Here is a 26,804-nt window from a genome sequence, read left to right on the forward strand (position 1 = left end):
TCCCTGGATTGCTCGTCCATCGGGAAACGTGTCGTCCTTTACTGAATTTCCTTGAGCTTGGGCAGACTCTTGACCAGCTCCAGGGCCATGCGCAGCTGGTTGTCTCGCTCAAGCATTTCCTTGACTTCCTTCTCGGCCATGGCCGAGCCGTCCTTGGACTTGTCGCCGTTCTCGAGGTGACGGCTCAAGTCCTGCTCCCTGACGGTAAAACGCTCGCGCATGGCCCGCTCCTCATCCTTGGGGGGGGCCAGGAAGGCAATCTTCAGATCAGGCTCAATGCCCATGGCCTGGATGGAACGGCCGCCGGGGGTATAGTAGAGGGCAGTGGTCAGCTTGATGCCCGAGCCGTCGGCCATGGGAATAATGGTCTGGACCGACCCCTTTCCAAAGGAGCGCTCGCCAACAATGAGGGCGCGTCTGTGATCCTGAAGCGCGCCAGCCACGATCTCGGAGGCCGAGGCCGAGCCAGCGTTGATGAGCACCACCAGCGGTACCTTGATCTCGTCGGCAGTCTTGGAGGCGAAGAAGTCCTTGCGGCTGGCCTCATCCTTGCCCTGGATGTAGACGATGGAGCCGTCATCAAGGAAGGTGTCGGCCACGGAAACCGCCTGGCCGAGCAGCCCGCCGGGGTTGTTGCGAAGGTCGAGCACGATGCCCTTGAGAGGGTGCGCCTTGCTGAATTGCGCGATTTCGTCTCGCATGTTCCTGGTCGTGGATTCATGGAATTTGGTCAGGCGCAAATACAGATATCCATCCTCCAACGAATGGGTCTTGACGCTGGTGATGGGAATGGTGCCGCGCACTATGGCCACTTCCTGAGGCTTGTTGGAATCGCGGTGCAAAATGAGCAAGGTCACGGTAGTGCCTTTGTCGCCCCGGATGCGCTTGACGGCGTCCAGCAGGGTCATGTCCTGGGTGGATTCGCCGTCGATCTCGAGAATCAGGTCTCCGGCGAGCAGACCGGCCTTGTAGGCCGGGGTATCCTCAATGGGGGAAACCACGGTCAGCCGCCCCTGTTCCAGGCTGATTTCGATGCCGATGCCGCTGAACTTGCCCGAGGTATCCATCTGCATTTCCTTGTAGTCCTCGGGAGAGAGAAAGGCGGAATGCGGATCAAGCTGCTCAATCATACCCTTTATGGAGTTGTCGATGAGTTCCTTGCGGGTGATCGGCTTGACATAATAACTCTCAACCATGTCGAGAACCTGGGAAAAACGCTTGAGCGCCTCGAAGTGGTCGTCCTTGCCGGCCATGGTCGGGCCTGGGGCCACTGTGAGGGTAAAAAGAAGAAGAAACGTGACAATCCAAAGCGATATGCGCATGAAGCCTCCCGCTGGACACGCAACGCAAGCGCGTGTCTGGCATGATTCATTATGGCGACGTTAACCAAACTTTCGGGTTAATTGGTTTTTGATGAAAACGCAATTCAAAATACAGTCCAGGCCCATCGGCTGCCGGGTAGTAGCCCACCACCCCCAGGGGCTCATCCTTTTCAACCTCCTGACCGTTGAGCACATGGGTATCGGACAAGTATGCGTACAAACTGTAATAATCGTGACCGTGGTAGACGATGACCACATGCCCGAATCCGCGCAGAGTGTCGTTGTGCACCACCTTTCCCCAGAAAACGGAACGCACGGTTTCAGCCTCCCGGGCTCCCAGACCGAGTCCGCGCACCGGAGGGTTCGCCCCTGGGGCGTAGTCGGCCACGAGGCGGCCGCGCACAGGCCAGGGGAGCGTCCGCTTGTACAGGTCGAACCGTTTGGTTTTCTGGGATTGCAACTGGTATTTGAGACTCTCGATGGATGAAAGAATAGCCGTGAGTTCGGCCTCGGCATCCTCGCGTTGCCGGGTGACGCTTCGCAGGTTGCGGCGCAGGGCGTGCTGCCTGTCAAGGAGCCGGTCCTTGGTCAGGTTGACCCGGGCCAGTTGCGCCTCGGCCTCCTGTTCAAGGGTTCTCTGACGCTCGAGATTCGCGGCGATACGCTCCGCATTGATCCTGGCCTCTTCGAAACGCGCCCGAGTGGCTTCATAAATGTCTGCCAGCCAGTTTTTCCGACGGTCGAACTCGTCCCAACTGTCCACCCCTTCGAAACGCGAACGCGCCGACTGCAAATGCACAGGCCACAGCGAGCGGACCAGTCCGGCCAATTCCTGGGAAATCCGCTGCTTCTCCTTCTCAAGCACAGTATGCTCCTCGCGGGCTGCACGTTCGGCTTGCCGGAGGGAATTGAGCTCCGCCTCCTGGGCCGCAATCCGCTTGAGCAGGTCGGCCATCTCGCGCTCAATGCCCGAGATGCTGGTAGACAGTTTTCCCGCCTGTTCCGTGAGCTTGCGCACCTCCTGTTCGCGCTGATCGGCCCGGCGATGCTCCTGTTGCAGGCTCTCGTGCAGCGATTGTCCGGTCTCCTCGGCCTGAACGGGAGTCCAGACGAGGCAGAGGCAGAGCAGGGCGGACAGGAAGGATTTGGTCATGGGCATATATCAAGAAAGGGTTGCAGAGGGCAGGCCGCACACAGTCCGGTCTTCTTCCGGCACCACTCCTTGCCCGTACGGACAATAAGGGCGTGGTATTCGTTGTAGAGTGCCACATCCTCGGGCAGGGCGTCCATGAAAAGGGCGCGTAATTCATGGTAATCAATCTCATCGTGAACAAGCCCGTGACGACGCATCAAACGGTGGGTGTAGGCATCCACGACAAAAGTTGGCATTTCAAGGGCATAGAGAAGGATCGAATCTGCCGTTTCCGGCCCGATACCGCTGACGGCGAGGAGCTTGTCGCGAAGTTCATCCAGTACATGAACTTTGAGCGATTCAATCTCGAACGCCGCCTCATCCTTGAGAAAAAAGAGAAAATTGCGCAAACGGGCCGTCTTGATATTGTAGTAGCCCGCCGGTCGGATCAACCCGGCCAGTTCCGCCGGATCAAGGGCGAGCATGGCCCGGGCCGAGAGCAGCTCACGGGCCTTGAGGTTGGCGATGGCCTTTTCGACGTTTCCCCAGTTGGTATTCTGGGTAAGAATGGCTCCCACCGCGATCTCGAACGGCGTGTCGCCCGGCCACCATCGGCTCGGGCCGAGTGCGGCGTGCATGGCCTCGTACATGCCGTTTATGATCGCGGCCCGGTTCATGGCCGTCGGTGCCCTCCGACCCGGTCCCAGACAAGGCAGGCCCATTCTCCTTCAACGACGATGGCAGGCTTGCCGATGCCAAGGCGCATGTAGGTTTCAGCCACGGCATCCTTTTGCCTGTCAGCCAGGATGCCCGAGAGGATAAGGCAGCCCCCAGGACGCACATGAGCCAGAATGTCGCCCGCCATCTCGATGAGTGGGCCGGAGAGAATGTTGGCCACCACAATGTCGAAGGGCAGGCCGGGGTCCAGGCAATCAATGCTTCCTACGGCCGTGCACATGGCCGAGCCCACCCCGTTGGCCTCGATGTTCTCCCTGGCGCAGACGACGGCCTGGGGATCCGTGTCCAGGCCGATGCCGGTGAGCCCGAGCTTGGCAAGTCCGATGCCCAGGATGCCGGAGCCGGTGCCGAGATCAAGGAAGGCTCCACCCGGTGCGATGGCTTTCCTCCCTGCAAGCTCGCCGATGGTGGTCAGACACAGCGAGGTGGTGGGGTGGTGGCCCGTGCCAAAAGCCATCTTGGGCTCAATGACGATGTGAGTGGTGCCATTCTCGCTGCCGTTCTCAAGCCAGGGAGGGAGGATGGTGAAGGTGCCGCCACAATTGACCGGATTGAAAAAATCCTTCCAGGCCATGGCCCAGTTCTCGGACTCCTGTTCGGACCAGCGAACGCCCGAGCCGGGAAATCGTGCCTCAAAGGCCTTGACCATTTCCATGGCCAGAGGATGGTCCTCAAGATACAGGGTGATGCGGCGGCCGTCCCCATCCGGTGTTTCCTCCCAACCGTGGGGCACCCTGGCGGCGATGAAGACCCCGGCCTCGTCGGCCTCCTCTTCGGAAATAGTAAATTCGATCTTGAGAAGGGTGGACATGAAAACGCCTCCGGCTGTGAAACATGACACGGCCGGGAACGCTCGTTCCCGGCCGGATTGTCGTTGCGATGTTGCGGTCATCTAAAACACCTTGTCGATGAACGCGCCTTTTCCCGTATATTGAAAATCCTGCACCGTGGTCTGCTGGTCCCGGCTCTCCTCCCTGGCTCTGGCCAGCGGGGCCAGGGCCTGCTCGTCGGGCATCGTGGTTTCCGGCTTGAGCTGGGCGGGCGAGAGCATGACCTGACGCTCCTCGTCAGCCAGGGGCGCGTATCCGCCCATGGGATCAATGGGGTCGATGCTACTCATGCCGGACTCCTGCATCCTTCACTACCCCCTCGTTCCGACAGGGTCAAGGCGGACCGGGGAGCAATGGGTCAGGCCGCCGGGTCCACCGTGGCCAGCACCTCATCCAAGGCGTTCATGAATGCCTTGATGTCATCCTTTTCGATGGTCAGAGGCGGAACCAGCCGCAGGACCTTGCCCTGGGCCAGATTGCAGACCATGCCGCGCTCAAGCAACCCTTTCCACACCGCCGGGCCGTCACAGGACAATTCGATGCCAAAGAGCAGGCCAAGGCCGCGTGTTCCGGCGATCTTGCCGGGATGCCTGACCATGAGCCCCTCAGCCTGGGTCCGTGCATAGACGCCCATCTCAAGGGCGCGTTCGGCCATTTTCTCACCGACCATGATCTCCACGACACGGGCGGCAACAGCCGAGACGACTCCGCCCCCGCCAAAGGTCGTGGCGTGGGAGCCGGGAGTGAACCCCTTGGCCACTTCGTCAGAGCAGAGCACTGCCCCCATGGGCAGGCCGTTGGCCAATGCCTTGGCGGAGGTGAAGATGTCCGGGATCAGCCCATAGTGTTGGTGCGCCCAGAAGCGGCCCGTCCGGCACATGCCGGTCTGGACCTCGTCCACGATGAGCAGGAGACCGTTTTCGCGGCACAGCGCCGCGATGTCTGCCGCGTAATCCGAGGGCAGGGGACGCACACCTCCCTCTCCCTGGATCATTTCGATCATGATGGCCGCAGTGTTGGCACCGATGGCCCCGCGTAGGGCGTTGATATTGCCAAAGGGCACGGTGACAAACCCCTGGGGCAACGGATCGTAGCCGTCCTTGATGGGGCCGGTCTGCCCGGTGGCGGTCAGGGTGGACAGGGTGCGGCCATGAAAGGACTTTTCGAGGGTGATGATCTCGTGCCGGTCCTCGTTTCTGACCCGGTGCATGTAGCGGCGGGCGAGCTTGATGGCTCCCTCGTTGGCTTCCGCTCCGGAATTGCAGAAGAAGACCTTGCCCGCCGCGCAGGTGGCCAGAAGCCTTTCGGCCAGATCAAGCTGCGGCTCCTGATAAAAAAGATTACTGACGTGGACCAGCTTGCGGGCCTGCTCGGCCATGACATCGGCCAGATCTTCCCGGCTGTGTCCAAGGCTGCACACGGCAATGCCTGAAAGAAAATCGAGATATTCCCGGCCGTCCAGATCGTATAGCCTGCATCCCTTGGCCCGTGACACGGCCAGGGGATACCGGCCGTAGGTGTTGCAAAGAAGGGATTGCTCCCGTTTGACCATAGCGTCGAAATTATGGTTCATTGTGGTTCTCGTTCTGGCTATTTAGAGTTTTCCGGTGGACCCGAAGCCTCCAGCCCCGCGATCCGTAGCGCCCAGTTCCCTGACGGCAGTGACGACGGCCTGAAACACGGGCATGAACACCAACTGGGCAATGCGCTGTCCGCGCCTGATTCGTCGGACTTCTCCCGAGGTGTTGAGCAGCGAGACCTTGATCTCGCCCCGATAATCCGGGTCGATAACGCCGACCCCCTGACTGACGGTCAGGCCCTCACGCGTACCGAGTCCGCTCCGCGAAAAGACGTATCCGGCCACACCCGGCTCGCGAATTTCGATGGCCAGCCCGGCCGGCACGGTCTTTTTTTCTCCGGGGCCGAATTCCAGTTCATCCCCGTCAATGCAGGCCCGCAGATCAAGCCCTGCCGAGAGCTCTGTGGCGTAAGCGAGGCGGTGTTCCTCCCACACGGGGTGCAGAAACTCGACATTGACATCAATTTTTTTCATATCGTCGAACCGATCCTTGTGATTTGCTGGGGTGTTTATTGGGCCGATTCCGTGCGGCTGTCAATTGCGGAAGCGAACAGGAGCGCCGGGCTGTCATGCTCCGGCGCTCCTGTTGACTGAAGAATGTCAACGCATCAACACAGGCCGTCCCAGCAGAGGTCGAGGTGCTCTCGCTCCATGCTTCGGGTAGCCAGACTGACGCCCACGGCCAGCACCATGGACACGGGCAGGGCGACAACGTTGGGGTCCACCCATTGCATCAGCCACAGCCAGGTGCCGGGCTCTCCGACCACTGCCAGGGAGGGCTTGCCGGTCAGCGCCTCGCACAGGCCGATGGCCGCCGACTCCTGGAGATGGACAAAAAGCAGCCAGAACATGGATACCGCGAAGCCGCCGACCATGGAGACCTTGGCCGCAATCTTGGTCATGCCTTTCCAGTAGAGTCCCAGCAGGTATATGGGCAGGAAGGAGGCGGCGCAAAGGCCGAAGAAGAAAGCCGTGGCCCTGGCGATGATGTTGCCCGGCAACACCCAGGCCCAGATCAGGGTGGCGAAGACCGCGACGGTCACGCCAAGCTGGTTGAGCTTCATGCTCGACCCTCCGTTGCCGATGGTCACATGCTGCTCAAGGAAGTCGCGGGCCAAGGAGGTGCCGCTCACATGGTACTGGGAGCTCATGGTGGACATGGCCGCCGCGAACATGGCCACCAGGAACAGCCCTGAAAACCATCCAGGCATGATCCGGTCGATATACAGGGGAATGATCCGGTCGAAGTTGCCGCCGGCCATGTTTATGGCGATCTCGCCGAACCTGTCGTGGAAAACGACGTTGGACAGGGCGCCGACCACAAAGGCCACGCCGGTCAGCAAAAGAATGAAGATGCCGCCGATGGCTACGGCCCTGTTGAGTTCGCGGTCCGAGGGCACGGTCATGTAGCGGACTGCCAACTGAGGCTGGGCGAGTACGCCAAGGCCCACGCCGTAGACCAGCGTGGTATAGATGGTCAGTCCGATAGGCGACTTGACATCCGGCCCCTGGGTCCAACCGTTCATGCCGCCTGCCGTGAGCTTTTCGGGCACCAGGGCGGCCATGTCGGTCAGGGCCTGGTGGGCGTTGCCGACCCCGCCAAGCAAAGCATAGGTTGTGACGACGAGGAAGAGCATCATCACGGCCATGATGCTGCCTTGAAAAGCGTCAGTGTACATGACCGCCTTGAGGCCGCCAGTGACCACGTACACGGCCACCAGCGCGGTGACCACAAGGAGCCACGCGCCATAGCTGATCATGGGGAAGGCCACTTCCAGCATGCGGCAGATGCCGATGAGCACCGCCGCCGCATAGATGGGCATGAACAAAAAAATGAGCACCCCCGAGAACTGCTGGATGAACTTGGAGCGATAACGCCTGCCCAGCAGTTCGGGAAAGGTCTGACAATTGAGGGCCAGACCCATACGCCGGGTGCGCTTGCCAAAAACGATCATGGCAACGAAAACACCCACGAAAATAGTCAAAAAAGTAAGCCAGAGCATGGACATGCCAAACATGCCCGACACGCCCCCAAACCCGATGATGGCCGAGGTGGAGACAAAGGTTGCGCCGTAAGACATGGCCAGCACAAAGGGGCTCATCTGCCGCCCGGCAAGCATGTAGTCAGTGGGTTTTCTGGTGACTTTCCAAGCCTTGTAGCCGAGGTAGAAGATGCCCACAAGGTAGACAAGGATGCCGAATATCTTGCCTTCCACCTACGCATCCTCCTCAGACGCAGCCCGTCCCGGCTCCGCTCCCTTGTTGTTCCAGTTCACAATTCCGTACACGACGCACAATGCCGCCGAACCGATGCTCAGCCAGAAAGCCAGGGCGATCTCGGCGCTGCCTAGTCCCATCATCATGTCAGCTCTCTCCTCGTGTTGTGTTCGCCCCGGGCCAGTCGGCGGAATCAAAAAAACGAGGGCCGCCGGCTGTATGCCCGCGGCCCTCGTTGTGTCTGTAAATCCTTACTCAGTGACTACTCGCACACCCCAAGACCGCTGGCGCTTCTAAAAAAGCGGAAGCCAAAAAAGAAAAAGCAGCCAAAGCGGTTGTGGTCAGAGTTCATGCGATGCTCATTACGCAAAACAGTAAAAGGAGTCAAGTGTCGTTCCCGGATGATTTACACAATATCATTGCCTTCGTCGTTCATCGAGGCTTTATGTGGAGTGCAGGGAGAACGAAGGACGCCGTGAAGCAAACCTTTCAACGACAAATTTGTAGCAAAAACCAACCAAGCCGAGGCGGAATGCCTCGTTAACCTGAGATCGTCAGGGGTATGCACCGAGTCCGAGAACAACGAAGCAACCACTTCGGCCGTTGGTCTATGCCGGGTTTGACAAAATAAAAACCTATGATTTTAGGTGGATAAAAGTTTTCTTGACAGATTTGGCTTACATGTGCTTTTGTTGCTCCCCTGCAATTGTGGCGTTTGCCCTAATTGTGAAATCAGAGAAACGGCGGCCCCGTCATTTAGTCCAAACGATGACTTTTTCGGCAACCAAACGCAAAGAGGATACCCGCCTTGCTGTTTCAACCCCTCAACAAAAACTACCATGAGTTTTGCATTGACCGTGACCCGGACCTGTGCATCAACTGCAAGGTCTGCGTCCGTCAATGTTCCTACCAGGCACATTTCTTTGACGAGGCCCGGCAGAAGGTCGCTCACGACAACACCAAATGTATTGGCTGCCATCGATGCGAGGCGCTCTGTCCCACTTCTGCACTGAATATCCGCAACAAGCCTTCGGATTTTAGAACCAATAAACTCTGGCGGCCGGTCTTTTTACAAAATATCTACAAACAGGCGGATACGGGCGGCGTACTGCTGGCGGGCATGGGCTCCCCGGTGGACATCCCTGTGTATTGGGACCGCATGCTTCTGGACGCCAGCCAGGTGACCAACCCGTCTATCGACCCGTTGCGCGAGCCCATGGAGCTCAAGACCTTCCTCGGGGCAAAGCCCAGGCAGCTCTCTGTCAAAAACGACAAAAACGGCAATGTGTCTCTGCAGACGAAGCTCTCGCCGCAAATCAAGCTTGAAGTGCCCATCATGTTCGCGGCGATGAGCTTCGGGGCCATCAATTTCAATCTGCATCAGGCCATGGCCCGCGCCGCCACGGAAACCGGCGTGGTATACAACACTGGCGAGGGCGGGCTGCACAAGTCCCTCTACAAGTACGGCAAAAACACCATTGTCCAGGTGGCATCGGGGCGCTTCGGCGTCCATCTCGACTACCTCAAGGCAGGGGCGGGCATCGAAATCAAGGTGGGGCAGGGGGCCAAGCCCGGCATCGGCGGCCATTTGCCCGGCGAAAAGATCAATGACAAGGTGTCTGAGACGCGCATGGTCCCCATCGGGTCAGACGCCATTTCTCCGGCCCCGCACCACGACATCTATTCCATCGAGGATCTCCTCCAGCTTATTTTCGCCCTCAAGGAGGCCTCGGAATACAAAGTGCCGGTGGCGGTCAAGATCGCTGCCGTGCACAACGTGGCCGCCATCGCCTCGGGTATCGTCAGGGCGGGAGCGGACATCGTGACCATCGACGGCATGCGCGGCGGGACAGGAGCAGCCCCGGCCATGATCCGAGACAATGTCGGCATCCCCATCGAGCTGGCTCTGGCCCAGGTGGACCAGCGGCTGCGCGATGAAGGCATCCGCAATCAGGCATCCATAGTGGCTGCGGGCGGCATCCGCTGCTCGGCTGATGTGGTCAAGGCCATCGCCCTGGGCGCGGACGCGGTCTACATCGGCACCGCCACCCTCATCGCCGTGGGCTGCACCATCTGCGGCCGCTGCTATACGGGCAAGTGTCCCTGGGGTATCGCCACCAACGATCCCAAACTCTCCAAACGCCAGAACCCGGACATCGCGGCCAAGAAGCTGACCAACCTGATTCGCGCCTGGGGTCACGAGATTGAGGAGATGCTCGGCGGCATGGGGCTCAACTCCATAGAAAGCCTGCGCGGCAACCGCGACAAGCTGCGCGGAGTGGGCCTCTCCGACACCGAACTCGACATCCTCGGCATCAAACACGCCGGGCGCTAGACGGAGAACGCCATGAAAAGAGTCTACCCGGACAAGGAATACTGTATAGGCTGCCACCTGTGCGAGCTGGCCTGCATCACCGCCCACTCGACCAGCCAGGACCTGATCATCGCCTATCGCGACGAGCGGACCTCGAGCGGCCTGTCTCCCTGCAAGCGGGTCTTCGAGAAGGGGGACACCTGCGTGGCCATCAGCTGCCGTCATTGCGACGAGCCCTCCTGCGTGGCGGCCTGCATCTCGGGGGGACTGCACAAGGACCCGGAGACAGGCCGCACCGTGTACGACCGCGATAAGTGCGTGGGCTGCTGGTCCTGTCTCATGGCCTGCCCCTATGGAGCCATCCGCAGACATCCCATTGAGAACAAGATCGTCAAGTGCGACCTGTGCGAGGGCAGGGCCGAAGGCCCGGCCTGCGTCCAGGCCTGCCCCAATGCGGCGCTCAAGTACGAGGAACGATAGCCCGACGACAGCAATCCACGAGGTCAACAAATGAAATACGTCATCATAGGCAACGGCATCGCCTCCATCGGGGCCATCGAGGGCATCCGCAAGGTCGATGCCGAAAACGAGATACTGGTCATCGGATCCGAGGATTCACCGGCCTATGGCCGCCCGCTCATTTCTTATCTGCTTGCGGGCAAGATCGGTCCTGACAGGCTCTCGCTGAGACCTGCGGAATTCTACAAAAAGAGTAACGTCACCCTCAAACTCGGCACCACGGTCACGGCCATCGACACCAAGGCCAGGACAGTGACCACCGACTCGGGCGAGAGCATCGGCTACGAGAACCTGCTGGTTGCCACTGGCGGCATCCCGTTCACCCCGCCCATTCCAGGGGCCGATGGAAAGGATGTCTACAACTTCACCAATCTTTCCCATGCCCAGACCCTCATCTCCAAGGCCCGCGAGATCAAGCGGGCCGTGGTCATCGGCGGCGGGCTCATCGGTCTCAAGGCGGGCGAGTCGCTCTTTGACCGCGGCGTGGAGGTGACAATCCTTGAACTCTCGCCGCGCATCCTCAGCCTCGCCTTTGACGAAAACGCCGCATCCCTTGCCGGAAACAGGCTGGCGGAAGTGGGCCTGGACGTGCGTTGCGGCGTTTCGGCCAAGGAGATTCAGCGCGACAGCGCGGGCAACATCAAAGGCGTCCATCTGACCGACGGAGACTTTCTCCAGACCGACGTGGTGGTCATCGCCATCGGCGTGGTGCCCGACTATGGACTGGCAAAGGCGTCCGGCATCGAGGTGGACCGGGGCATCAGGGTGGACGACCACATGCGAACCAGCGCCCCGGACGTTTATGCGGCGGGCGATGTGGCCCAGGCCAGGGATCTGCTCTACGGCGACGACCGGGTCATTCCCATCTGGACCAATGCCTACAACCAGGGATTCTGCGCCGGGAAGAACATGGCTGGTGACACTGTCCGTTTCCTGGGCAGCCTGGCCATGAACTCCATCAGTTTCTACGGACTGCCGACCATCTCGGTGGGCACGGTCAACCCGCCCGAGGACGACGGTTCCTACCGGATATCCGCCGTGTTGGACGAGAAGAAAAAGAGCTATCGCAAGCTCGTGTTTCAGGATGACCACCTTGTGGGCTACGTGCTGGTGGGCGACATCGATATGGCGGGCATGTACACGGCCTTTGTCAAATTCCAGATGCCCATCCCCGAAGAGTCGCGCAGACAACTCATGGCGGGCGAGCCGGATGTGCTCATGTGGCCCGATGATTTTTTCCGCGAGACATGGAACCCCGGGAACCACGATCAAGACAGCTAGTCCCTGCCGGGACGCATGGAGAATAGAATGAAAGCGCCTGAACGGTTTCATGATTTTCAAAAAGATATATCCGGATGCGGCATATTCGGCGTCATCCACAAAAAGCGCGGCCTGATATCGGGCGAGATGCCCATCGCGGCCATGACCTGCATGCATGACCGGGGCAACGGTTTGGGCGGTGGGTTTGCTGCCTATGGCATCTATCCTGACCACGCCGACAGCTACTGCTTTCATATGATGTGCGATGACGAATCAGCCATCGAGGGGTCCGAAAAACTGCTGCGAAACTATTTCGATCTGCACCATTTCGAACCCATTCCCACCCGCCGGGTGCTTTCCATCCCCCGGCCGCCCAAGTTCAACCGCTATTTCGTCACCGTGCCGGAAAAGCCGGTCAACGAGTTCTCCGAACTGCCCGAGGAGGACTATGTGGTGGCCGTGGTCATGAAGATCAACACCTCGGTACCCGGCGCCTTTGTGGTCTCAAGCGGCAAGAACATGGGTGCATTCAAGGGGGTGGGCTTTCCCGAGGACATCGCCGACTTCTTCCGCCTGGAGGAATACAGCGCCTACATCTGGACCGGCCATAATCGATTTCCCACCAACACTCCCGGCTGGTGGGGCGGGGCGCACCCCTTTACCATTCTCAATTGGTCCATCGTTCATAACGGCGAGATCTCTTCCTACGGCATCAACCGCCGCTACCTGTGCGAGCACGACTACCTGTGCACCATGATGACCGATACCGAGGTGGTGGCCTACGAATTGGACATGCTCATCCGCAAGCACGGCCTCTCCTGGGAAATGGCTGCAAAATGCTTTGCCCCGCCTTTCTGGGACGAGATAGAACGCATGGACGAGGCTGACAGGGAACTGTACACCGCGCTACGCGCCACCTACGGCCCGGCCATGCTCAACGGCCCCTTTGCCATCCTCGTGGCCGACAATACGCGGCTCATGGGCCTCAATGACCGCATCAAGCTGCGGCCGCTGCTGGTGGCGGAAAAAGACGACATGGTCTTCATGTCCAGCGAGGAATCGGCGGTGCGCGATGTCTGCCCCGAGTTGGACAGAGTCTGGATGCCCAAGGCGGGCGAACCCGTTATCGTGGACTTGGAGGGCTAGCATGACCACAAGACAGCAGAAAACACTGGTGGCGGGCCGTACTTATTACAAACAATTCAATGAGGAAATCCGCGCCCTGGTCCGCGAGGGTGTCACGGATTTCGTCATCACGGAATGCAACGGCCAGCGCTACCTGGCCACTGCGCTCGAAGGCGACCTGACCTTCGACATTCATGGCGTTCCGGGTCAGGATTTGGCGGCCTTCATGCGCGGACCGAAAATCCGGGTGCGTAACAACGCCCAGGACGGCGTGGGCAACACCATGGACGGAGGACGCATCGTCATAGAAGGTATCGCCGGAGACGTTATCGGCTACGCCATGCGCGGGGGCGAAATCTTCATCAGAGGCGATGTCGGCTACCGTGTTGGCATCCACATGAAGGCATACCTCGACCATCAGCCCAAGATCGTGGTCGGCGGCAAGGCAGGGGACTTCCTCGGAGAATATATGGCTGGCGGAATTATTTTGCTCTTGGGGATGTTTTCTGATAAGCCTGATGCGCCTGTTGCCGGACGAAGCCTGGGCACTGGCATGCACGGCGGCGTGATCTACGTCCGAGGCGAGGTGCCCGATCATCAGCTCGGACCCGGCCTGCAAGCGCAACCTGTGGACTCTGAAGACCTGAAGGTCATCGGTGCCCTGGTCGAGGACTACGCCAAGGAATTGAAGCTGGACAGCAAGGAAATTATGAGCGAGAACTTCGTCAAAATTCGACCGTTCTCGCATCGGCCTTACGGGAACCTCTACGTTCCCTGCTAGTCGCTTCGAGACAGTGAAAACCCTTATCCCTTCCCGGGAGGACCCATGTTCTTCGATTCCATAGCCTACGCAATGGCACCGCCCCAAGGCGGCGGAGAGGCTGGCGGCCTCGGCGGCATCCTCGGCGGACCGCTGCCGATGCTGGTGCTCATGTTCGCCATTTTCTACTTCCTGCTCATCCGGCCGCAGCAGAAAAAGCAAAAGATGCACAGGGCCATGCTCGACTCACTCAAGAAGGGCGACAAGGTGTGGACCAACGGCGGCATCCTGGGTACCATCGTCGATATCGACGGCGACAACCTGACCATCGAGATCGCCGCCGGTGTCAATGTCGTGATCAAGCGCGGTTTCGTCGCCGACAAGGACGGCGTTTCCGCAGCAGACAACAAGAAGTAGGCTTGACAGCCAGCAAACCGGACTTCCGTGCGGACCGGACCACGACCAGCGTGGCCCGGTCCGCGCTTGTGTTTGTCCACACCCCTTGTCCGGCTGCAACATGTTCGCATCATAGGGAGTTTTCATGCAGAGTCTGCGCCTAAGAATCTTCGTAACCCTGGCCGTTCTGGTTCTCGGACTGGCCTACATGCTGCCGTCCATCCCCAGCGTCAAGCAGTCGCCGCTGGGTACGTTGCTGCCGGAAGATACCGTCAGCCTCGGTCTCGATCTCAAGGGCGGCATCCACCTGACGCTGGGCGTCGACATGGACACCGCCATGCACAACAATCTCTCGCGCCTGGGCGACGACCTCAGGGCCACGGCCAGAGACGAGGATATCTTCGTCCTGCGTCCCAACGTGCTCTCGTCCTCAAGACTCGAGGTGGTCCTGATCAAAAGCGAGCAGAAGAGCGATTTTGATTCGGTGATAGAGAAATACAGCCCCTTCACCATTGAAGAGGCGCGGAACATGGGTGACGGCAAAGTCAGATATCTGCTTTCCGTCTCTCCACAGTATCGGGACGAATTGACCCGGCTGACCATGGATCAGGCCATCAAGACCATCCGCAACCGCATCGATCAGTTCGGTGTGGCCGAACCGGACATTCGTCGTCAGCAGGACAACCGTATCCAGGTGCAGCTGCCCGGACTCCAGGACCCCGAACGCGCCATCAATATCGTCGGCCAGACTGCCCACCTCGAATTCAAGATGGTGGACGATTCGGCGGACATCGAGAAAGCGCTTGTGGGCGTACTGGCGCCAGGCCGTGAACTTTCGACCCTGATCACCACCCATCCGGGCGGCGGCCAGAGTGAATCCCCCATAGTTCTCAGGCGTGATGCCGTGCTCACAGGTGAATACATCACCGATGCCCGTGTGCAACTCGACCAGTGGAACAAACCCTATGTCGCCATCTCCTTCAATACCAGAGGCGGCACCATCTTCGCCAATCTGACAGGCGAGAATGTCAACAAGCGCATGGCCATAGTCCTGGACGGCAAGGTCCATTCGGCCCCGGTCATTCAGGAGCGGATCAGCGGCGGCAAGGCATCCATCACCGGCAACTTCACCAACGAAGAGGCTCGGGATCTGGCCGTGGTTCTGCGGGCGGGCTCTTTGCCCGCGCCGGTAGTTATCATGGAGCAGCGCACGGTCGGTCCGTCCCTGGGCCAGGAGTCCATCGACAAGGGCATCACCGCAGCGCTGGTGGGCATGGCCCTTGTCCTCGCCTTCATGATCATCTACTACGGCTTTGCCGGACTGGTGGCCGACATAGTGCTATGCCTGAACATCATGCTGATCATGAGCGGCCTGGCCCTGTTCGGCGCAACCCTGACGCTGCCCGGCATCGCGGGTATCATCCTGACCATCGGCATGGCCGTGGACGCCAACGTCATCATCTTCGAACGCATCCGCGAGGAGATGCGGCGCGGACTCACGGTTCGAGCCGCCATTGCCGAAGGATACGAACGCGCCACCCTGACCATCCTCGACGCCAACGTGACCACGGTCATCGCGGCCATCATCCTCTACCAGTTCGGAACCGGCCCGGTTCGCGGCTTTGCCGTCACCTTGACGCTGGGCATCCTCTCGTCGATGTTCACGGCCATCTTCGTGTCGCGCATCTTCTTCGACCTGTACACCAAAAGCCGCTCCGAAAGCGCCAAGCTGAGCATTTAAGGGGACGATATGGGACTTCAGATAATCAAACCCGATACGCGCATCGACTTCATCGGCTTCAGGAAGATCGCCTTTATCCTGTCAGCCGTGCTCGTGCTGGCCGGCTTGGGCTCCCTGCTTGCCAAGGGCGGGCCGCAATACGGCATCGACTTTGCGGGCGGCATGATCGTGCAAATCAAAGTCCAGGAAGACATTGAGCTCTCCCAGCTCAAGGGAGCCCTGGAACAAACCGAACTGCCCGGACTGGTGGTCCAGACTTTGGGCATGGCCGACGACCATGAATACCTCATTCGGACTTCAAGCTCCGACATCCCCTCGCAGCAGGTGCGTACGATGCTGGCCGACGCATTGGCCGGCCCGCTGGGCGAGGGAGGATACCAAATCCAGCGCCTGGAGATGGTCGGCCCCAAGGTGGGTGCGGATTTACGCGCTCATGCGCTCGAAGCGCTGTTCTACGCCGTGCTGATCATCGCGGTGTACATCTCCGGCCGGTTTGAGCAGCGCTGGACCGCAGCCGCCATCATGGCCGCGGCCCTGGGCGGAAGCATTTACGGCATCGGGCTGTTCGGTGTGGATATGGGCTGGCTCATCGTCATGGCCATGCTCATCACCGTGGCTTTATGCTGGTATCTCAAGCTCAACTATGCCTTGGGAGCGGTGGTGGCCCTCATCCACGATGTGACCATTACCGTGGGCGTGTTCTCCATTTTGGGCAAGGAATTCGACCTGACCATCATCGCCGCACTCCTGACCATCATCGGCTACTCCCTCAACGACACCATCATCGTCTTTGACCGCATCCGCGAGAACACGCGGGCACAGCAGGACCCAAGACGGTTCCGTTCGATCATCAACGAAAGCATCAACCAGACCCTCTCGCGCACCCTCATGACCTCGCTGACCACGCTCATGGTGGTGGCCTGCCTGTTCGTGCTGGGAGGCAGTGTTATACACGACTTCGCCCTGGCCCTGCTCATAGGCATCGGAGTCGGCACCTACTCCTCCATCTTCGTGGCCAGCCCCATCCTACTGGGCTTTGGTCCCTCCATTGTTGCAGAGGGCGAAGGCCAAGCGTAAGCAGGCATCCGATAGAACACCCGAGGGGGAAGGGCCAGTTGGCCCTTCCCCCTTCTTTTTCAAACGCAGAGGGCAACCTGACGCCACAGCGAAAAGCCCCTCCGGCGACTATCGCCGAAGGGGCCGGAACTTAGCCTGTCCGTTGAGACTAGACGAGCTGGGTCATCAGATATTCCTTGATGGCGGTGATGGAATCCTCGCCGTCAAGCTCAATGTACTTGAAGCCGCCGTCCTTCATGTTCTTGAAGAAGTTGCAGGCGGCCATGGTGCCGGTCTTGTCATCGTAATAGATGTCGTGGCGCTGGTCGATGGCGGCCGCATCCTGGTCGTCCTGACGGGAAGAGAGGGCGCCGCCGCAGACACGGCATTTGTCGCCATCAGGTGCGATGGCCGGGATGCCGACATTGTTGGGGTGATTGGGATTGTTTTCACACAAACGCCGACCCATGATGCGGGCCTTGGCGATGTCGCGAGGCAGCTTGATCTCAATGACGTAATCCAGCTTCTCGCCGCTTTTCTGCAGGGATTCCCACAACTTTTCGCCCTGGACAAGGGAGCGGGGAAAGCCATCGAGGAGCCAGCCGTTCTTGTCGGAACTTGCCAGGACATCAAGAACCATGGGAATGGTGATGTCATCAGGAACCAGTTCGCCCTTGTTGATGTATTCCTTGGCCTTCATGCCCAGCTCAGTACCGCCGCCGATGTGCTTGCGGAAAATGGCACCGGACTCGATGTGATCCAGACCGTACTTGTCCCTGGCCAGGGTGCCCTGGGTGCCTTTACCGGAACCGTTGGGGCCGAAAATCAGAATGTTCATGGAAACTCCTCCTGATGATGAATCGCAATGCCGCACAGGCGGCAATACATTGTGCAAAAGATCACATGCTCTTATACCGCGCATCAGTGGAAGTCAATGCTTGGCGGAGAAAACCACGCCATGACTGGTGACAACAGCTGTCTTTTCCCCTGGAAACTGAAAGACCGCGCCAACACGGTGCGCCTGCCAGGCCCTGTCCAGCCCCCAAAGGGTATCGGACAGAACCTGGGCTGAGCCAAGGCGGTCAAGGGCAGCCTTGTACAGCCGCAGCCGCAGGGCACGATGGGCCTTGGACAGAACCGCGTTGGGGATGCGCTCGCCAACCGATGCGGTCTGCACTCCCCAGTAATCGCGATCCATTTCGCCCACACGCCATAGTCTGGCCACCGAGTCGAGAAAACTGGGATTCTCTCTCAGAAAAAGCGGTACAAGGGAGGCCCGGACACGGTTTCTCGACCAGCGCTGATCCTCATTGGAGGCATCCTCGCGCCAGGGGACGCCGAGTTCAGCCAGAAAAGCGGCCAACTCGGCCTTGGGGGTCAGAAGCAGGGGACGCAGCAGACGGCGGGTGTCGTCGCGGCCAGACATACCGGCCAGACCGGGCCACGCAGTGCCTCGGGCCAAACGCATGAGAACGTCCTCGGCCAGATCGTCCAGATGATGTCCCAGGGCCACGAAATCAGCGCCATGATCGGTCAAAACGTCAGCATACAGGGCATAACGGGCTTGGCGTCCCGTCTCTTCGATGCCTGCCCCGGAGTCCTCGGCCAGGGTCGCCACATCCGCCTCGCGGATCACGCAAGGCACACCCAGGGTCGCGCACAGGGCGGCGACCCACCGGGCATCTTCGTCGGCCTCGGGCCGAAGACGGTGATTGAGATGCGCTGCCACGATCCTTCCGCCGCCGCGGGCTGTCAGACAGCGCAGGCTCAGGAGCAGGGCGGTGGAGTCTATGCCCCCGGAAAACCCGACGGCCAGTCTCTTCCCAGCCAGCTCCACGCCCAGTTCTTCAGCAACAAAGCGTTCGATACCCAGACAAAAATGTGCCCATCGCGGTGGCAGATCCTGGAGGGATCGCGGCAGAGAAGAGGGCACATCAGGCATGTCAGACAGCGATCTCAAGCTCCTCGATGAATTGGTCGAGGTATTCGATCATATGCTTCCGCTGGGACGCGGTGGCGTAGCAGACGCAAGAGCAGCGGAGCTTGCTCCGGGCCCGCACAAGCAGTTCGAGCCGAAGCTGGTTCCCCGCAGGGTGACACACGGTCTCCAGGGCCATGAAGTACGGACCGCACTGATTCAGATGATCACGTTGCTCGGGTTGGAGCAGGTCAACGGGCAGGGGAAGGTAATACATGCCCTCGATCTGACTCCTTAAGTTCAGCTCGTCGAGCGTCTTGAGAATCCTCTCGTAGTCGGCATCGTACAGGTCTTCTATGACATAAGTCCGCATCATTGCTCCTTGCTCTTGGAAGCATCGATGAATCTGTCGATGTCTTCCGGCGCACAGGCCGAGCCTTTTCGGTTCATGTGGGCGTCGGGCGGCACCGCTTCATCATCAAGGTTGAACATGCGCCGGGCCAGATCAATGAACTGGTCGGCCGCCCCCTCTTCCTGGGTGCGGCGCTTGAGAAAACAGATTGGCTCGTGCAGCGCCTTGCGACCAACAGAGAGTACCAGGGTTTCCAGGGATCGCCTTGTGGCTTCGTCCACAGGCCCGATTCTCTTGAGCGTCTTGGCCAGTTCGCGCAGGGCGATATCCTCGCTCCGGTCCACCAGATCAACAATGGTCGGCTGGAGGGCAAGCGAGCGCAGCCAATTGCCGAAGACCTGGGTTTCCGCCTCGACAACAGCCCGAGCCTTGACCGCTTCTCCCTGACGCTGGGCCATGTTTTCCTCGACGACTTCCTTGAGGTCGTCGATGTCGTAGAGGTAAACATTGTCCAGATTGTTCACGTCCGGGTCAATGTCCCGCGGCACGGCGATGTCGATGAAAAACATCGGCTTGTTCTTGCGTTTTTTAAGTATTTCCTTGACATCCCTGGCCCTGATCACAGCCACGGGAGACCCTGTGGAACTGATGACGATGTCCACTTCGTGAAGATGGTCCGGGAGCTGTTCGATCTGGATGGGGGTGCCGCCCATGGTCAAGGCCAGCTCTTTGGCCCTGGAGAGGGTACGGTTGGCGATGACGATGTCGCGCACACCGTTCTGAAGCAGGTGGGTGGCTGCAAGTTCGGCCATCTCGCCCGCGCCCACCAGCATGGCCCGGGTGCCGTTCAAGGCGCCGAAAATTTTCTTGGCAAGCTCGACGGCCGCGTAACTGATGGACACCGCACTTGAGGCAATGGCTGTTTCGGTGCGAACCCGCTTGGCCACGGAAAAAGATTTGTGCAACAGACGGTTAATGATGGTTCTGGCCGTGCCTTTTTCCACTGCCTTGCGGTAAGCATCCTTGAGCTGGCCCAATATCTGCGGCTCGCCCATAACCATGGAATCAAGGCTGCTGGCCACGGTGAAGAGATGCCCAACAGCTTCCAGATCAGTGTATTGATAGGTATTCTCCACCAACAGTTCGGCTGGTCCGCCACAAACGCCTGCCCAGTATTCGATGACAGATTCAATGGCCTGGCGTTCGTTGGCCCGCTTGACCACGGCCACGATCTCCACCCGGTTACAGGTGGAGAGGGCCATACATTCGGCCAAGGGACAGTGGGCCATGAGGCCCGCCTCGAAATTGTCCACATCGGTCAGGGCGAAGCGTTCACGCACCCCGATGTCGGCGGTGTTGTGGTTGAGGCCAACAAGTATGATCTTTCCGTTCATGGCACGGCTCTGAAAGTGATGGTGTGATGGATGAGCGAGACGCACATGCCCACAAAGACCCAGATGGCAAGGACCGCAGGCTTGCGCCCGCGCCAGCCGAGCACCACACGTTGGTGGAAAAGGAAGGCGAACAAAAACCAGACAGCAAACGATCCGATCTTCATCACGTCCCAGGCAAATGGACGCTTGGCCTCGATGAGATACCAGAAATAAGTGGAAAACAACCCAAGGGTGAAAAGCGGGAAACCGATGGTCACGGCCAGCCTGTTGACCGCGTCAAACTTATCCAGGGAGGGAACATCCTGCCCCATGCTGGCCAGTCCGGCCTTGGTCTTGAGCTTACGATTGTAGTGGAGAAAAGCCGCGGCAGCGCCAAAGGCCATGATCATCACTCCCAGCGTCAAAATCAGGGTGCCGATGTGCAGGCCGAAGAAAAGCACGGTCAGCTCGGGGGGCATGACCACGGTGATGCCGCCCAGAGCCAGTGAGGAAACATAGAGCAGCAGGGCCAGCGGCAGGGCGGTGATGGCCAGAAACTCAAGCCGCAGACGCCACCAGAAAAAGAAGTACATGGCCAGTACGCACCACGCCAGGATGGCGAAATAGAAGGCACCGGAACTGAGGGCCGAAGCGTCGCCGGTCAGAGTCAGAACCAGATCGACCGTGTTGAGGACAAACCCGGCCACGGCCAGCCACACGGCCAGCTTCTTGAGCCTGTCGTTTCCCGAACACACGCCCGTGAGAAACAGCAGTGTTCCGATCGCGTACAGGCCGATTATGAGGATGCGAAGCAGTTCAAACAAGCCCATCAAGCAGCTCCGGTATGTTGACGTGCAACTGTCGGGGCAATGATTCTTTAAGGATTTCCGCAACAGCGTCAAGCTCTGCGGCCCGAATCCGGGCCAAAAGATCGGAGTTGACCAGAGAACGCAGCACCGCGGTGTTCTCGGAAGTGGCCATGCCAAGGCCGAGAAGCAGTGGCCGAACCCGGCCCATGAGCACCAAAAGGCTGGCGTATTCTTCGCCAAAACTTTCTTGTAATTCCTTGCGGATGCGCTTGGCCATGGCCGGGCTGCGCCCTGCTGTGGAGATGGCCACCGTCAGGTCGCCGCGCTTGACCGTGGCCGGAACTATGAAACTGCATTTTTCGGGCTGATCCACAATGTTGCACAGGATTCCGCGCTCGGCGCAAAGGTTGCTGATGCGCCAGTTGACCTCTTCGCTCGACGTGCAGGCGATGACCAGGAACCTGTGGTCCAAATCCGCATCCCGAAACTCCCGACACTCAAAAGTGACGTGGTCCAACGCAAGGATCGACGCCATCTCCGGGTCTGCCGGGCGGGTATCAATAATGTCCACGCTACCGGCGCCGGACTCAATGAGCGACTGGATCTTGCGCTTGCCGACCTCGCCAGCGCCCACCACAAGGCAGCCCTTGTTTTCAAGATTCACGAAAATGGGGTAGTATCGCATGGGCACTTGATACCAAGTGCCGGGCCACATGTAAAATGCCAATTGCCCGGTTCTTGCAATATCCGCACGGGGTGCGCTAGAAGATTGACACCGCCCGGGGAGCAATGAAGCATTATCTCGTCATACAACTGGCCCGATTCGGGGATCTCATCCAGACCAAACGGCTGGTGGTCACCCTGGCCGCCCGGCCGGACAGCCGGGTCCACCTCTGCCTTGACCGCTCCCTTGAGCCGCTGGCCCGGCTGGTGTATCCCAACGCGACGCTGCATCCCGTTATCGCTCACGGCACCGGCCTTGACGGCTCCGCGGCCGTCCGCGCCATGCTGGTGGACAACCGCCGTTCCTTTGCCACACTAGGGTCCTTTGATTTCGAACGGATCTACAACCTCAATTTTTCGGGTCTCAACTTTCGACTGGCGGCACTTTTCGACCCTGACAAAGTGGAGGGCTACCTCTGGAGAGACGGTCAGGAGTTGATCTCGCCATGGGCGGCAATGGCCATGCGCTGGTCGGATCAACGCCGGCTCTCGATCAATCTTGTCGATTTCTGGGCCGCCTACTGCCCGGACGCCATGGCGCCACAACTGGTCAATCCATCGGCCGCAGCCTGTGGCGGCGGATTGGGAGTGGTCCTGGCCGGACGCGAATCACGCCGCTCGCTTCCGGTGGACGTATTGTCCCGTGTCGTCGGCACGGTGGCCAGGGTGCGTGGGGCAGGGCGGGTCGTCCTGCTCGGCGGTCCGTGCGAGCAGGCGGCCGGACAGGCTCTTCTCAAGGAGCTTCCGCCCGCCGTGCAGGCCATGACACGCAATGCGGCCGGGCAGACCGGCTGGAACGAGCTGGTGGATATTGTCGATTCCCTGGATCTGTTGCTCACCCCGGACACCGGAACCATGCATCTGGCCGCCCACCTGGGCACCCCGGTACTCGCCTTCTTTCTTTCCTCGGCATGGTGTTTCGAGACCGGACCGTACGGCGAAGGGCATGTGGTCCATCAGACCACGGCTCACTGCCTGCCGTGCCTGGAAACACGTCCCTGCAACCACGGCCTGCAATGCCTCGGCCCTTTTGCCGATCCCGGCTACCCCCGGTTCCTGGCCACAGGCAACCCGGCCCATGCGCCTGACGGTCTGATGGTTTGTCGGTCGCAATTCGATGCCCTGGGCCAGACCTATGCCCCCATCATCGGGCTCGATCAGGATGCCGAACAACGGGCTGGATTGCGCCAGTTCATTTTCGGCCATCTGACTGGCGATCGCGACTCCATCCGGCCGGAACTTTCGGACCTGGACACGCTTCTGGCCCAGCGCCTCCACCGCGAACGGGACTGGATCACCACCGTCCCAATGCGAACAATCACGGAATGAGAGCATGAAAACCCTGCGCATCCTCGTCATACTCCCTCTGTACGGGGGGTCCCTGCCCATCGGCCGGTATGTGTCCAAGGCCCTGAAAGACCTGGGCCACCTCGTGGAAACCTTCGAAGCCCCGGATTTCAACTCAGCCTACGATTCGTTGCGCAAGCTTCGCGTAACCGCCGACCGTCTCGACTATCTCCAAAATTCATTTCTCAATGTGGTCAGCCAGTCGGTGCTGGCCAAGGTCGAAACCTTTGAGCCCGATCTGGTGCTGGCCATGGCCCAGGCCCCGCTCAATCATCAGGCACTCAAGCGGCTGCGTCGCGACGGCGTCACCACGGCCATGTGGTTCGTGGAGGACCACCGCCTCTTTACCTACTGGAAATCCTTTGCCCCGTTCTATGACATTTTCGCAGTCATTCAGAAGGAACCGTTCTTGAGCGATCTTGAAGCCATAGGCCAACCAAACGTACTCTACCTCCCTCTGGCCGCACTGCCGGATTTCCACCGTCCCATTGACCTCGACCCAGTTGAGCTGCGGAAATTCGGCTCTGACGTTTCCTTCATGGGTGCCGGCTATCCCAACCGCAGGACGGCCTTTCGCCAGTTGGTCCACCTGAACTTCAAACTGTGGGGCACCGACTGGGAGGGCGACCACGTTCTCGAACCGCTGGTCCAGATGCGCGGCGCCCGGGTCTCGCCCGAAGATTGCGTGAAAATATTCAACGCAACACGCGTCAACCTCAACCTCCATTCCAGCATCCAGGCCGAGGAACTCGTAACCAAGGGCGACTTTGTCAACCCTCGGACATATGAGTTGGCAGCCTGTGGCGCGTTCCAGCTTGTGGACGCCCGCACCCTGCTGGACGAGGCCTTTGCCGACGACGAATTGGCGACCTTCACATCGATGGACGATCTTCTTGCTAAACTCGACCACTTCCTGGCCCACCCCGACCAGTGCCGTGCCTTTGCCGAGCGGGGCAGGGCGCGGGCGCTCAAGGATCACACCTACCACTCGCGGATGCAGGCTCTGCTCGACTTCACGGCAAGCCGCATCGACGGCTGGCCCCGCAGTCGGGAAACTGCTGCGGCCGATCTTGATTTTCCCCCCGAGCTGCACGAGGAACTCCGCCAGTTGCTGGCGCGTCTCGGTCTGCCTGAAGACGTGTCCTTCAATGATCTGGTCTGGAGTCTGCGTCAGCAGCAGGGCACCTTGTCCGAATTGGATACCGCCATTCTCTTTCTCGACGAATGGCGCAAGCTTTACGCCAAACGCGGCTAATAAACCTCAAGCAACACATGAAAAAAAGCTTTCCGCAGGTTCTGCGAAAAGCTTTTATATTGTTTAATTTCAAATATTTATCAGCTCTTTTTAAACTGCTTGAGCCAGGCAAGCAACCTGGGTTCCTCGCCCTGATCCTTGGGATGATAGAAGCGACGACCGCGCAACTCATTGGGGAGATAGTCCTGATCAGCCCAAGCCTTGGGAAAATTATGGGGATAAAGGTAGCCTCGACCATAGCCCCATTCGCGCTGCAAGGAACTGGTGGCGTTGCGTAAATGCAGGGGCACGGGTTTGGGGCCGTTGTCGCGCACCTCCTTCTGGGCGGTGCGATAGGCGGCGTAGGTGGCGTTGCTCTTGGGAGCCAGGGCCAGATAGACGACTGTTTGCGCCATGGGGATAAATCCCTCGGGCATACCGATGGCCTCAACGGCCTGATGGCAGGACACGGCCAGAGGCAACGCTCTGGGATCGCCAAGCCCGACATCCTCAGATGCCGAAATGATCAGGCGGCGGGTGACAAAGCGGGGGTCCTCTCCGCTTTCGAGCAGGCAGGCCAGATAATAGAGAGCGGCATCCGGGTCGCTGCCGCGAATGGACTTGATTAGGGCCGAAGCCAGCTCGTAGTGCGAATCGCCGTCCCGATCCCCACGGACCACGACCTCGGGCAGGGACTCGCGCAGGACATCTGGATTGCGTTTGGCCGCCGGAAGCTGGGCCGTGTACTCCACAAGGTTGAGCAGGGTGCGGGCATCCCCTCCGGCCATGGCCGCAAGCAGGGAGATATTCTCTTCCTCAAGGTCAAGATCGAGCGCCCGGGCACCGCGACGGGCCACGTCGAGCAATTCGTCACGGCTCAAGGGGCGCAGACGGAGCACATGGAGCCGGGACAAAAGCTGCCGGGTGACGCTAAAGGACGGATTCTCGGTAGTGGTGGCCAGCAGGGTGATCTCGCCGGACTCCAGGATAGGCAGGAAAAAATCCTGCTGCGCCTTGGAGAACCGATGCAACTCGTCGAGAATGAGAATATCGTTTCCCGGCAGTTGCTTGCGCAAGGAGGTCAGCCCGGCCTCGGGCGCACTGACTCGCAGGCTCTGTCTGCCGGTCAACCGGGCCAGGAGCAAGGCGAGGGTGGACTTGCCGCAGCCGGGAGGGCCGAAAAGCAGCAGACTCGGCAACCGCTTGGACTTGGTGAAGGCTTCAATGCGGTTGCGGATATGGCTTTGGCCCACGAACTCGTCGAGGGTGGTAGGCCTGATGCGGTCGGCAAGAGGTTGGGTCTCTTCGATTTCGAGCTTCATAACATACCTTGTCGTGCACACCAGCCGAGGCTGAGGCAGTAGGTTGCGGCGGTCTCCCAGCGCAGGATGTTTCTGCCCAGCGTGACCGGCATCAACCCGGCAGCCAGAAGCGCCCGCGCCTCGGCCTCGTCAAACCCGCCCTCGGGGCCGATGATGACGAGGTTGCGGCCCCGGCCCAAATGATTCGGAGTCAACGGCGTGTCCGCGATCTCAGACTCCCAGGCGACATAGCATGCGTCGAAGCCGCGAGCAAAGTCGATCAGGCCCGCCACCCCGCCGGGCAGAACCGAAAGTGTCGGAAGCAACGGACAACCGCACTGCTTGGCGGCCTGGAGGCATTTGTCGGTCCAGCTCTCTTTCACCGCCTCCGGCATCTGCCCCTGACTGCGGGCCGCAGCCCAAAAGGCGACGCCAAGACCGCCAAGCTCCACCAGTTTCTCAAAGAGATATTCGCGTCGTTTGGACTTGCCCCAGCCGATGGCCAGAGTCAGGCCCGTGTCCGGTGTCGGGTGCCGCTCAAGGGTTTCAGCCCGAAGCAGGGCGGAATTGCGGTCTGTATCCAGCACCGTGAACAGGCCGACCCGGCCAAGGCCGTCGAAGAGCCTGACCGTCTGATGCGCCACGGTGCGCAGCACGGTCAGCATATGCCGCGCCTCGGCCCCGGTCAGCCTGACCATGCTGCCGATGTCCAGGGGCCAATCGTCCGGCGAAAGGTGAAACGTGTTGAGACGCGCCAT

27 protein-coding genes are annotated in these 26,804 nt (G+C 59.8%); 10 read left to right on the forward strand and 17 right to left on the reverse strand.

What is annotated here, in order from left to right:
* Window positions 1-38 precede the first annotated feature (38 nt).
* The 9 genes from GKC30_RS11325 to GKC30_RS11365 form a co-directional block, all read right to left on the reverse strand.
* Window positions 39-1,322 carry a S41 family peptidase gene (locus GKC30_RS11325; RefSeq protein WP_155934847.1) on the reverse strand — a complete coding sequence of 428 codons (1,284 nt, stop codon included), beginning with the start codon at window positions 1,320-1,322 and terminating at the stop codon, window positions 39-41.
* A gap of 49 nt (window positions 1,323-1,371) precedes the next feature.
* A complete protein-coding gene (locus GKC30_RS11330; protein WP_155934848.1) occupies window positions 1,372-2,475 on the reverse strand; it encodes a murein hydrolase activator EnvC family protein in 1,104 nt (367 codons plus the stop codon).
* Window positions 2,472-3,131 (reverse strand): endonuclease III domain-containing protein, encoded by a 660-nt coding sequence (locus tag GKC30_RS11335; protein ID WP_155934849.1) that lies wholly within the window; start codon window positions 3,129-3,131, stop codon window positions 2,472-2,474. Before GKC30_RS11335 ends, GKC30_RS11330 begins: the two co-directional genes overlap by 4 nt.
* Window positions 3,128-4,003, reverse strand: a complete 876-nt coding sequence (locus GKC30_RS11340) for a 50S ribosomal protein L11 methyltransferase (RefSeq protein WP_155934850.1) — start codon at window positions 4,001-4,003, stop codon at window positions 3,128-3,130. Before GKC30_RS11340 ends, GKC30_RS11335 begins: the two co-directional genes overlap by 4 nt.
* Window positions 4,004-4,084: 81 nt before the next feature.
* Window positions 4,085-4,312, reverse strand: coding sequence for a hypothetical protein (locus tag GKC30_RS11345; RefSeq protein ID WP_155934851.1), 228 nt, complete (start codon window positions 4,310-4,312; stop codon window positions 4,085-4,087).
* Between the two features lie 68 nt (window positions 4,313-4,380).
* Entirely contained in the window at window positions 4,381-5,595 is a 1,215-nt protein-coding gene (locus tag GKC30_RS11350; protein WP_155934852.1) for an aspartate aminotransferase family protein, read from the reverse strand.
* A 21-nt stretch (window positions 5,596-5,616) separates the two neighbouring features.
* Window positions 5,617-6,075: a dUTP diphosphatase gene (dut, locus tag GKC30_RS11355; RefSeq protein WP_155934853.1), complete on the reverse strand. Its 459-nt coding sequence runs from the start codon at window positions 6,073-6,075 to the stop codon at window positions 5,617-5,619.
* Window positions 6,076-6,209: 134 nt separating this feature from the next.
* The gene (locus GKC30_RS11360; protein WP_367614102.1) at window positions 6,210-7,817 is read right to left on the reverse strand and encodes a sodium:solute symporter family protein; all 1,608 of its coding nucleotides are present in this window, start codon (window positions 7,815-7,817) and stop codon (window positions 6,210-6,212) included.
* Window positions 7,818-7,964, reverse strand: a complete 147-nt coding sequence (locus tag GKC30_RS11365; RefSeq protein ID WP_155934854.1) for a symporter small accessory protein — start codon at window positions 7,962-7,964, stop codon at window positions 7,818-7,820. It abuts the gene before it with no gap.
* Window positions 7,965-8,626: 662 nt separating this feature from the next.
* Here GKC30_RS11365 and GKC30_RS11370 point away from each other — a divergent pair.
* From GKC30_RS11370 to secF, 8 genes are all read left to right on the forward strand, one after another.
* Window positions 8,627-10,153 (forward strand): glutamate synthase-related protein, encoded by a 1,527-nt coding sequence (locus tag GKC30_RS11370; RefSeq protein WP_155934855.1) that lies wholly within the window; start codon window positions 8,627-8,629, stop codon window positions 10,151-10,153.
* A 12-nt stretch (window positions 10,154-10,165) separates the two neighbouring features.
* Window positions 10,166-10,612, forward strand: coding sequence for a 4Fe-4S dicluster domain-containing protein (locus tag GKC30_RS11375; RefSeq protein WP_155934856.1), 447 nt, complete (start codon window positions 10,166-10,168; stop codon window positions 10,610-10,612).
* 30 nt (window positions 10,613-10,642) lie between these two features.
* Entirely contained in the window at window positions 10,643-11,932 is a 1,290-nt protein-coding gene (locus GKC30_RS11380; protein ID WP_155934857.1) for an NAD(P)/FAD-dependent oxidoreductase, read from the forward strand.
* 27 nt (window positions 11,933-11,959) lie between these two features.
* On the forward strand, window positions 11,960-13,057 hold the full coding sequence (locus GKC30_RS11385; protein WP_155934858.1) for a class II glutamine amidotransferase: 1,098 nt from the start codon (window positions 11,960-11,962) through the stop codon (window positions 13,055-13,057).
* A 1-nt stretch (window position 13,058) separates the two neighbouring features.
* The gene (locus GKC30_RS11390; RefSeq protein ID WP_155934859.1) at window positions 13,059-13,817 is read left to right on the forward strand and encodes a GltB/FmdC/FwdC-like GXGXG domain-containing protein; all 759 of its coding nucleotides are present in this window, start codon (window positions 13,059-13,061) and stop codon (window positions 13,815-13,817) included.
* A 45-nt stretch (window positions 13,818-13,862) separates the two neighbouring features.
* Complete coding sequence (yajC, locus tag GKC30_RS11395; RefSeq protein ID WP_155934860.1) at window positions 13,863-14,213, forward strand: preprotein translocase subunit YajC; 351 nt, start codon at window positions 13,863-13,865, stop codon at window positions 14,211-14,213.
* Between the two features lie 124 nt (window positions 14,214-14,337).
* Complete coding sequence (gene secD / locus GKC30_RS11400; RefSeq protein ID WP_155934861.1) at window positions 14,338-15,933, forward strand: protein translocase subunit SecD; 1,596 nt, start codon at window positions 14,338-14,340, stop codon at window positions 15,931-15,933.
* Between the two features lie 9 nt (window positions 15,934-15,942).
* Window positions 15,943-17,010 carry a protein translocase subunit SecF gene (secF, locus tag GKC30_RS11405; RefSeq protein ID WP_155934862.1) on the forward strand — a complete coding sequence of 356 codons (1,068 nt, stop codon included), beginning with the start codon at window positions 15,943-15,945 and terminating at the stop codon, window positions 17,008-17,010.
* Between the two features lie 148 nt (window positions 17,011-17,158).
* Here secF and GKC30_RS11410 read toward each other — a convergent pair whose 3' ends face one another.
* The 6 genes from GKC30_RS11410 to GKC30_RS11435 all read right to left on the reverse strand — a co-directional run bounded on the left by GKC30_RS11410 (window position 17,159) and on the right by GKC30_RS11435 (window position 22,126).
* Window positions 17,159-17,827 (reverse strand): adenylate kinase, encoded by a 669-nt coding sequence (locus GKC30_RS11410; RefSeq protein WP_155934863.1) that lies wholly within the window; start codon window positions 17,825-17,827, stop codon window positions 17,159-17,161.
* Window positions 17,828-17,920: 93 nt separating this feature from the next.
* Window positions 17,921-18,826, reverse strand: coding sequence for a tRNA lysidine(34) synthetase TilS (tilS, locus tag GKC30_RS11415; RefSeq protein WP_367614104.1), 906 nt, complete (start codon window positions 18,824-18,826; stop codon window positions 17,921-17,923).
* A gap of 106 nt (window positions 18,827-18,932) precedes the next feature.
* Entirely contained in the window at window positions 18,933-19,280 is a 348-nt protein-coding gene (locus tag GKC30_RS11420) for a hypothetical protein (RefSeq protein ID WP_155934865.1), read from the reverse strand.
* Window positions 19,280-20,653, reverse strand: a complete 1,374-nt coding sequence (hemA, locus tag GKC30_RS11425; protein ID WP_155934866.1) for a glutamyl-tRNA reductase — start codon at window positions 20,651-20,653, stop codon at window positions 19,280-19,282. Before hemA ends, GKC30_RS11420 begins: the two co-directional genes overlap by 1 nt.
* Entirely contained in the window at window positions 20,650-21,462 is an 813-nt protein-coding gene (gene ccsA / locus GKC30_RS11430; RefSeq protein ID WP_155934867.1) for a cytochrome c biogenesis protein CcsA, read from the reverse strand. The genes hemA and ccsA overlap by 4 nt, the downstream gene beginning before the upstream one ends.
* Complete coding sequence (locus tag GKC30_RS11435) at window positions 21,449-22,126, reverse strand: precorrin-2 dehydrogenase/sirohydrochlorin ferrochelatase family protein (RefSeq protein ID WP_155934868.1); 678 nt, start codon at window positions 22,124-22,126, stop codon at window positions 21,449-21,451. Before GKC30_RS11435 ends, ccsA begins: the two co-directional genes overlap by 14 nt.
* A gap of 104 nt (window positions 22,127-22,230) precedes the next feature.
* Between GKC30_RS11435 and GKC30_RS11440 the strand changes: the two genes are divergently transcribed.
* Window positions 22,231-23,493, forward strand: a complete 1,263-nt coding sequence (locus GKC30_RS11440; protein WP_155934869.1) for a glycosyltransferase family 9 protein — start codon at window positions 22,231-22,233, stop codon at window positions 23,491-23,493.
* 4 nt (window positions 23,494-23,497) lie between these two features.
* Complete coding sequence (locus GKC30_RS11445) at window positions 23,498-24,766, forward strand: CgeB family protein (protein WP_155934870.1); 1,269 nt, start codon at window positions 23,498-23,500, stop codon at window positions 24,764-24,766.
* 80 nt (window positions 24,767-24,846) lie between these two features.
* Here the strand turns inward: GKC30_RS11445 and GKC30_RS11450 are convergent, their stop codons facing one another.
* Window positions 24,847-26,067, reverse strand: coding sequence for a replication-associated recombination protein A (locus tag GKC30_RS11450; RefSeq protein WP_155934871.1), 1,221 nt, complete (start codon window positions 26,065-26,067; stop codon window positions 24,847-24,849).
* Window positions 26,064-26,804 (reverse strand): RsmE family RNA methyltransferase, encoded by a 741-nt coding sequence (locus GKC30_RS11455; RefSeq protein ID WP_155934872.1) that lies wholly within the window; start codon window positions 26,802-26,804, stop codon window positions 26,064-26,066. The genes GKC30_RS11450 and GKC30_RS11455 overlap by 4 nt, the downstream gene beginning before the upstream one ends.

The sequence above is a fragment of the Pseudodesulfovibrio alkaliphilus genome (assembly GCF_009729555.1).
Lineage (GTDB): Bacteria > Desulfobacterota > Desulfovibrionia > Desulfovibrionales > Desulfovibrionaceae > Pseudodesulfovibrio > Pseudodesulfovibrio alkaliphilus.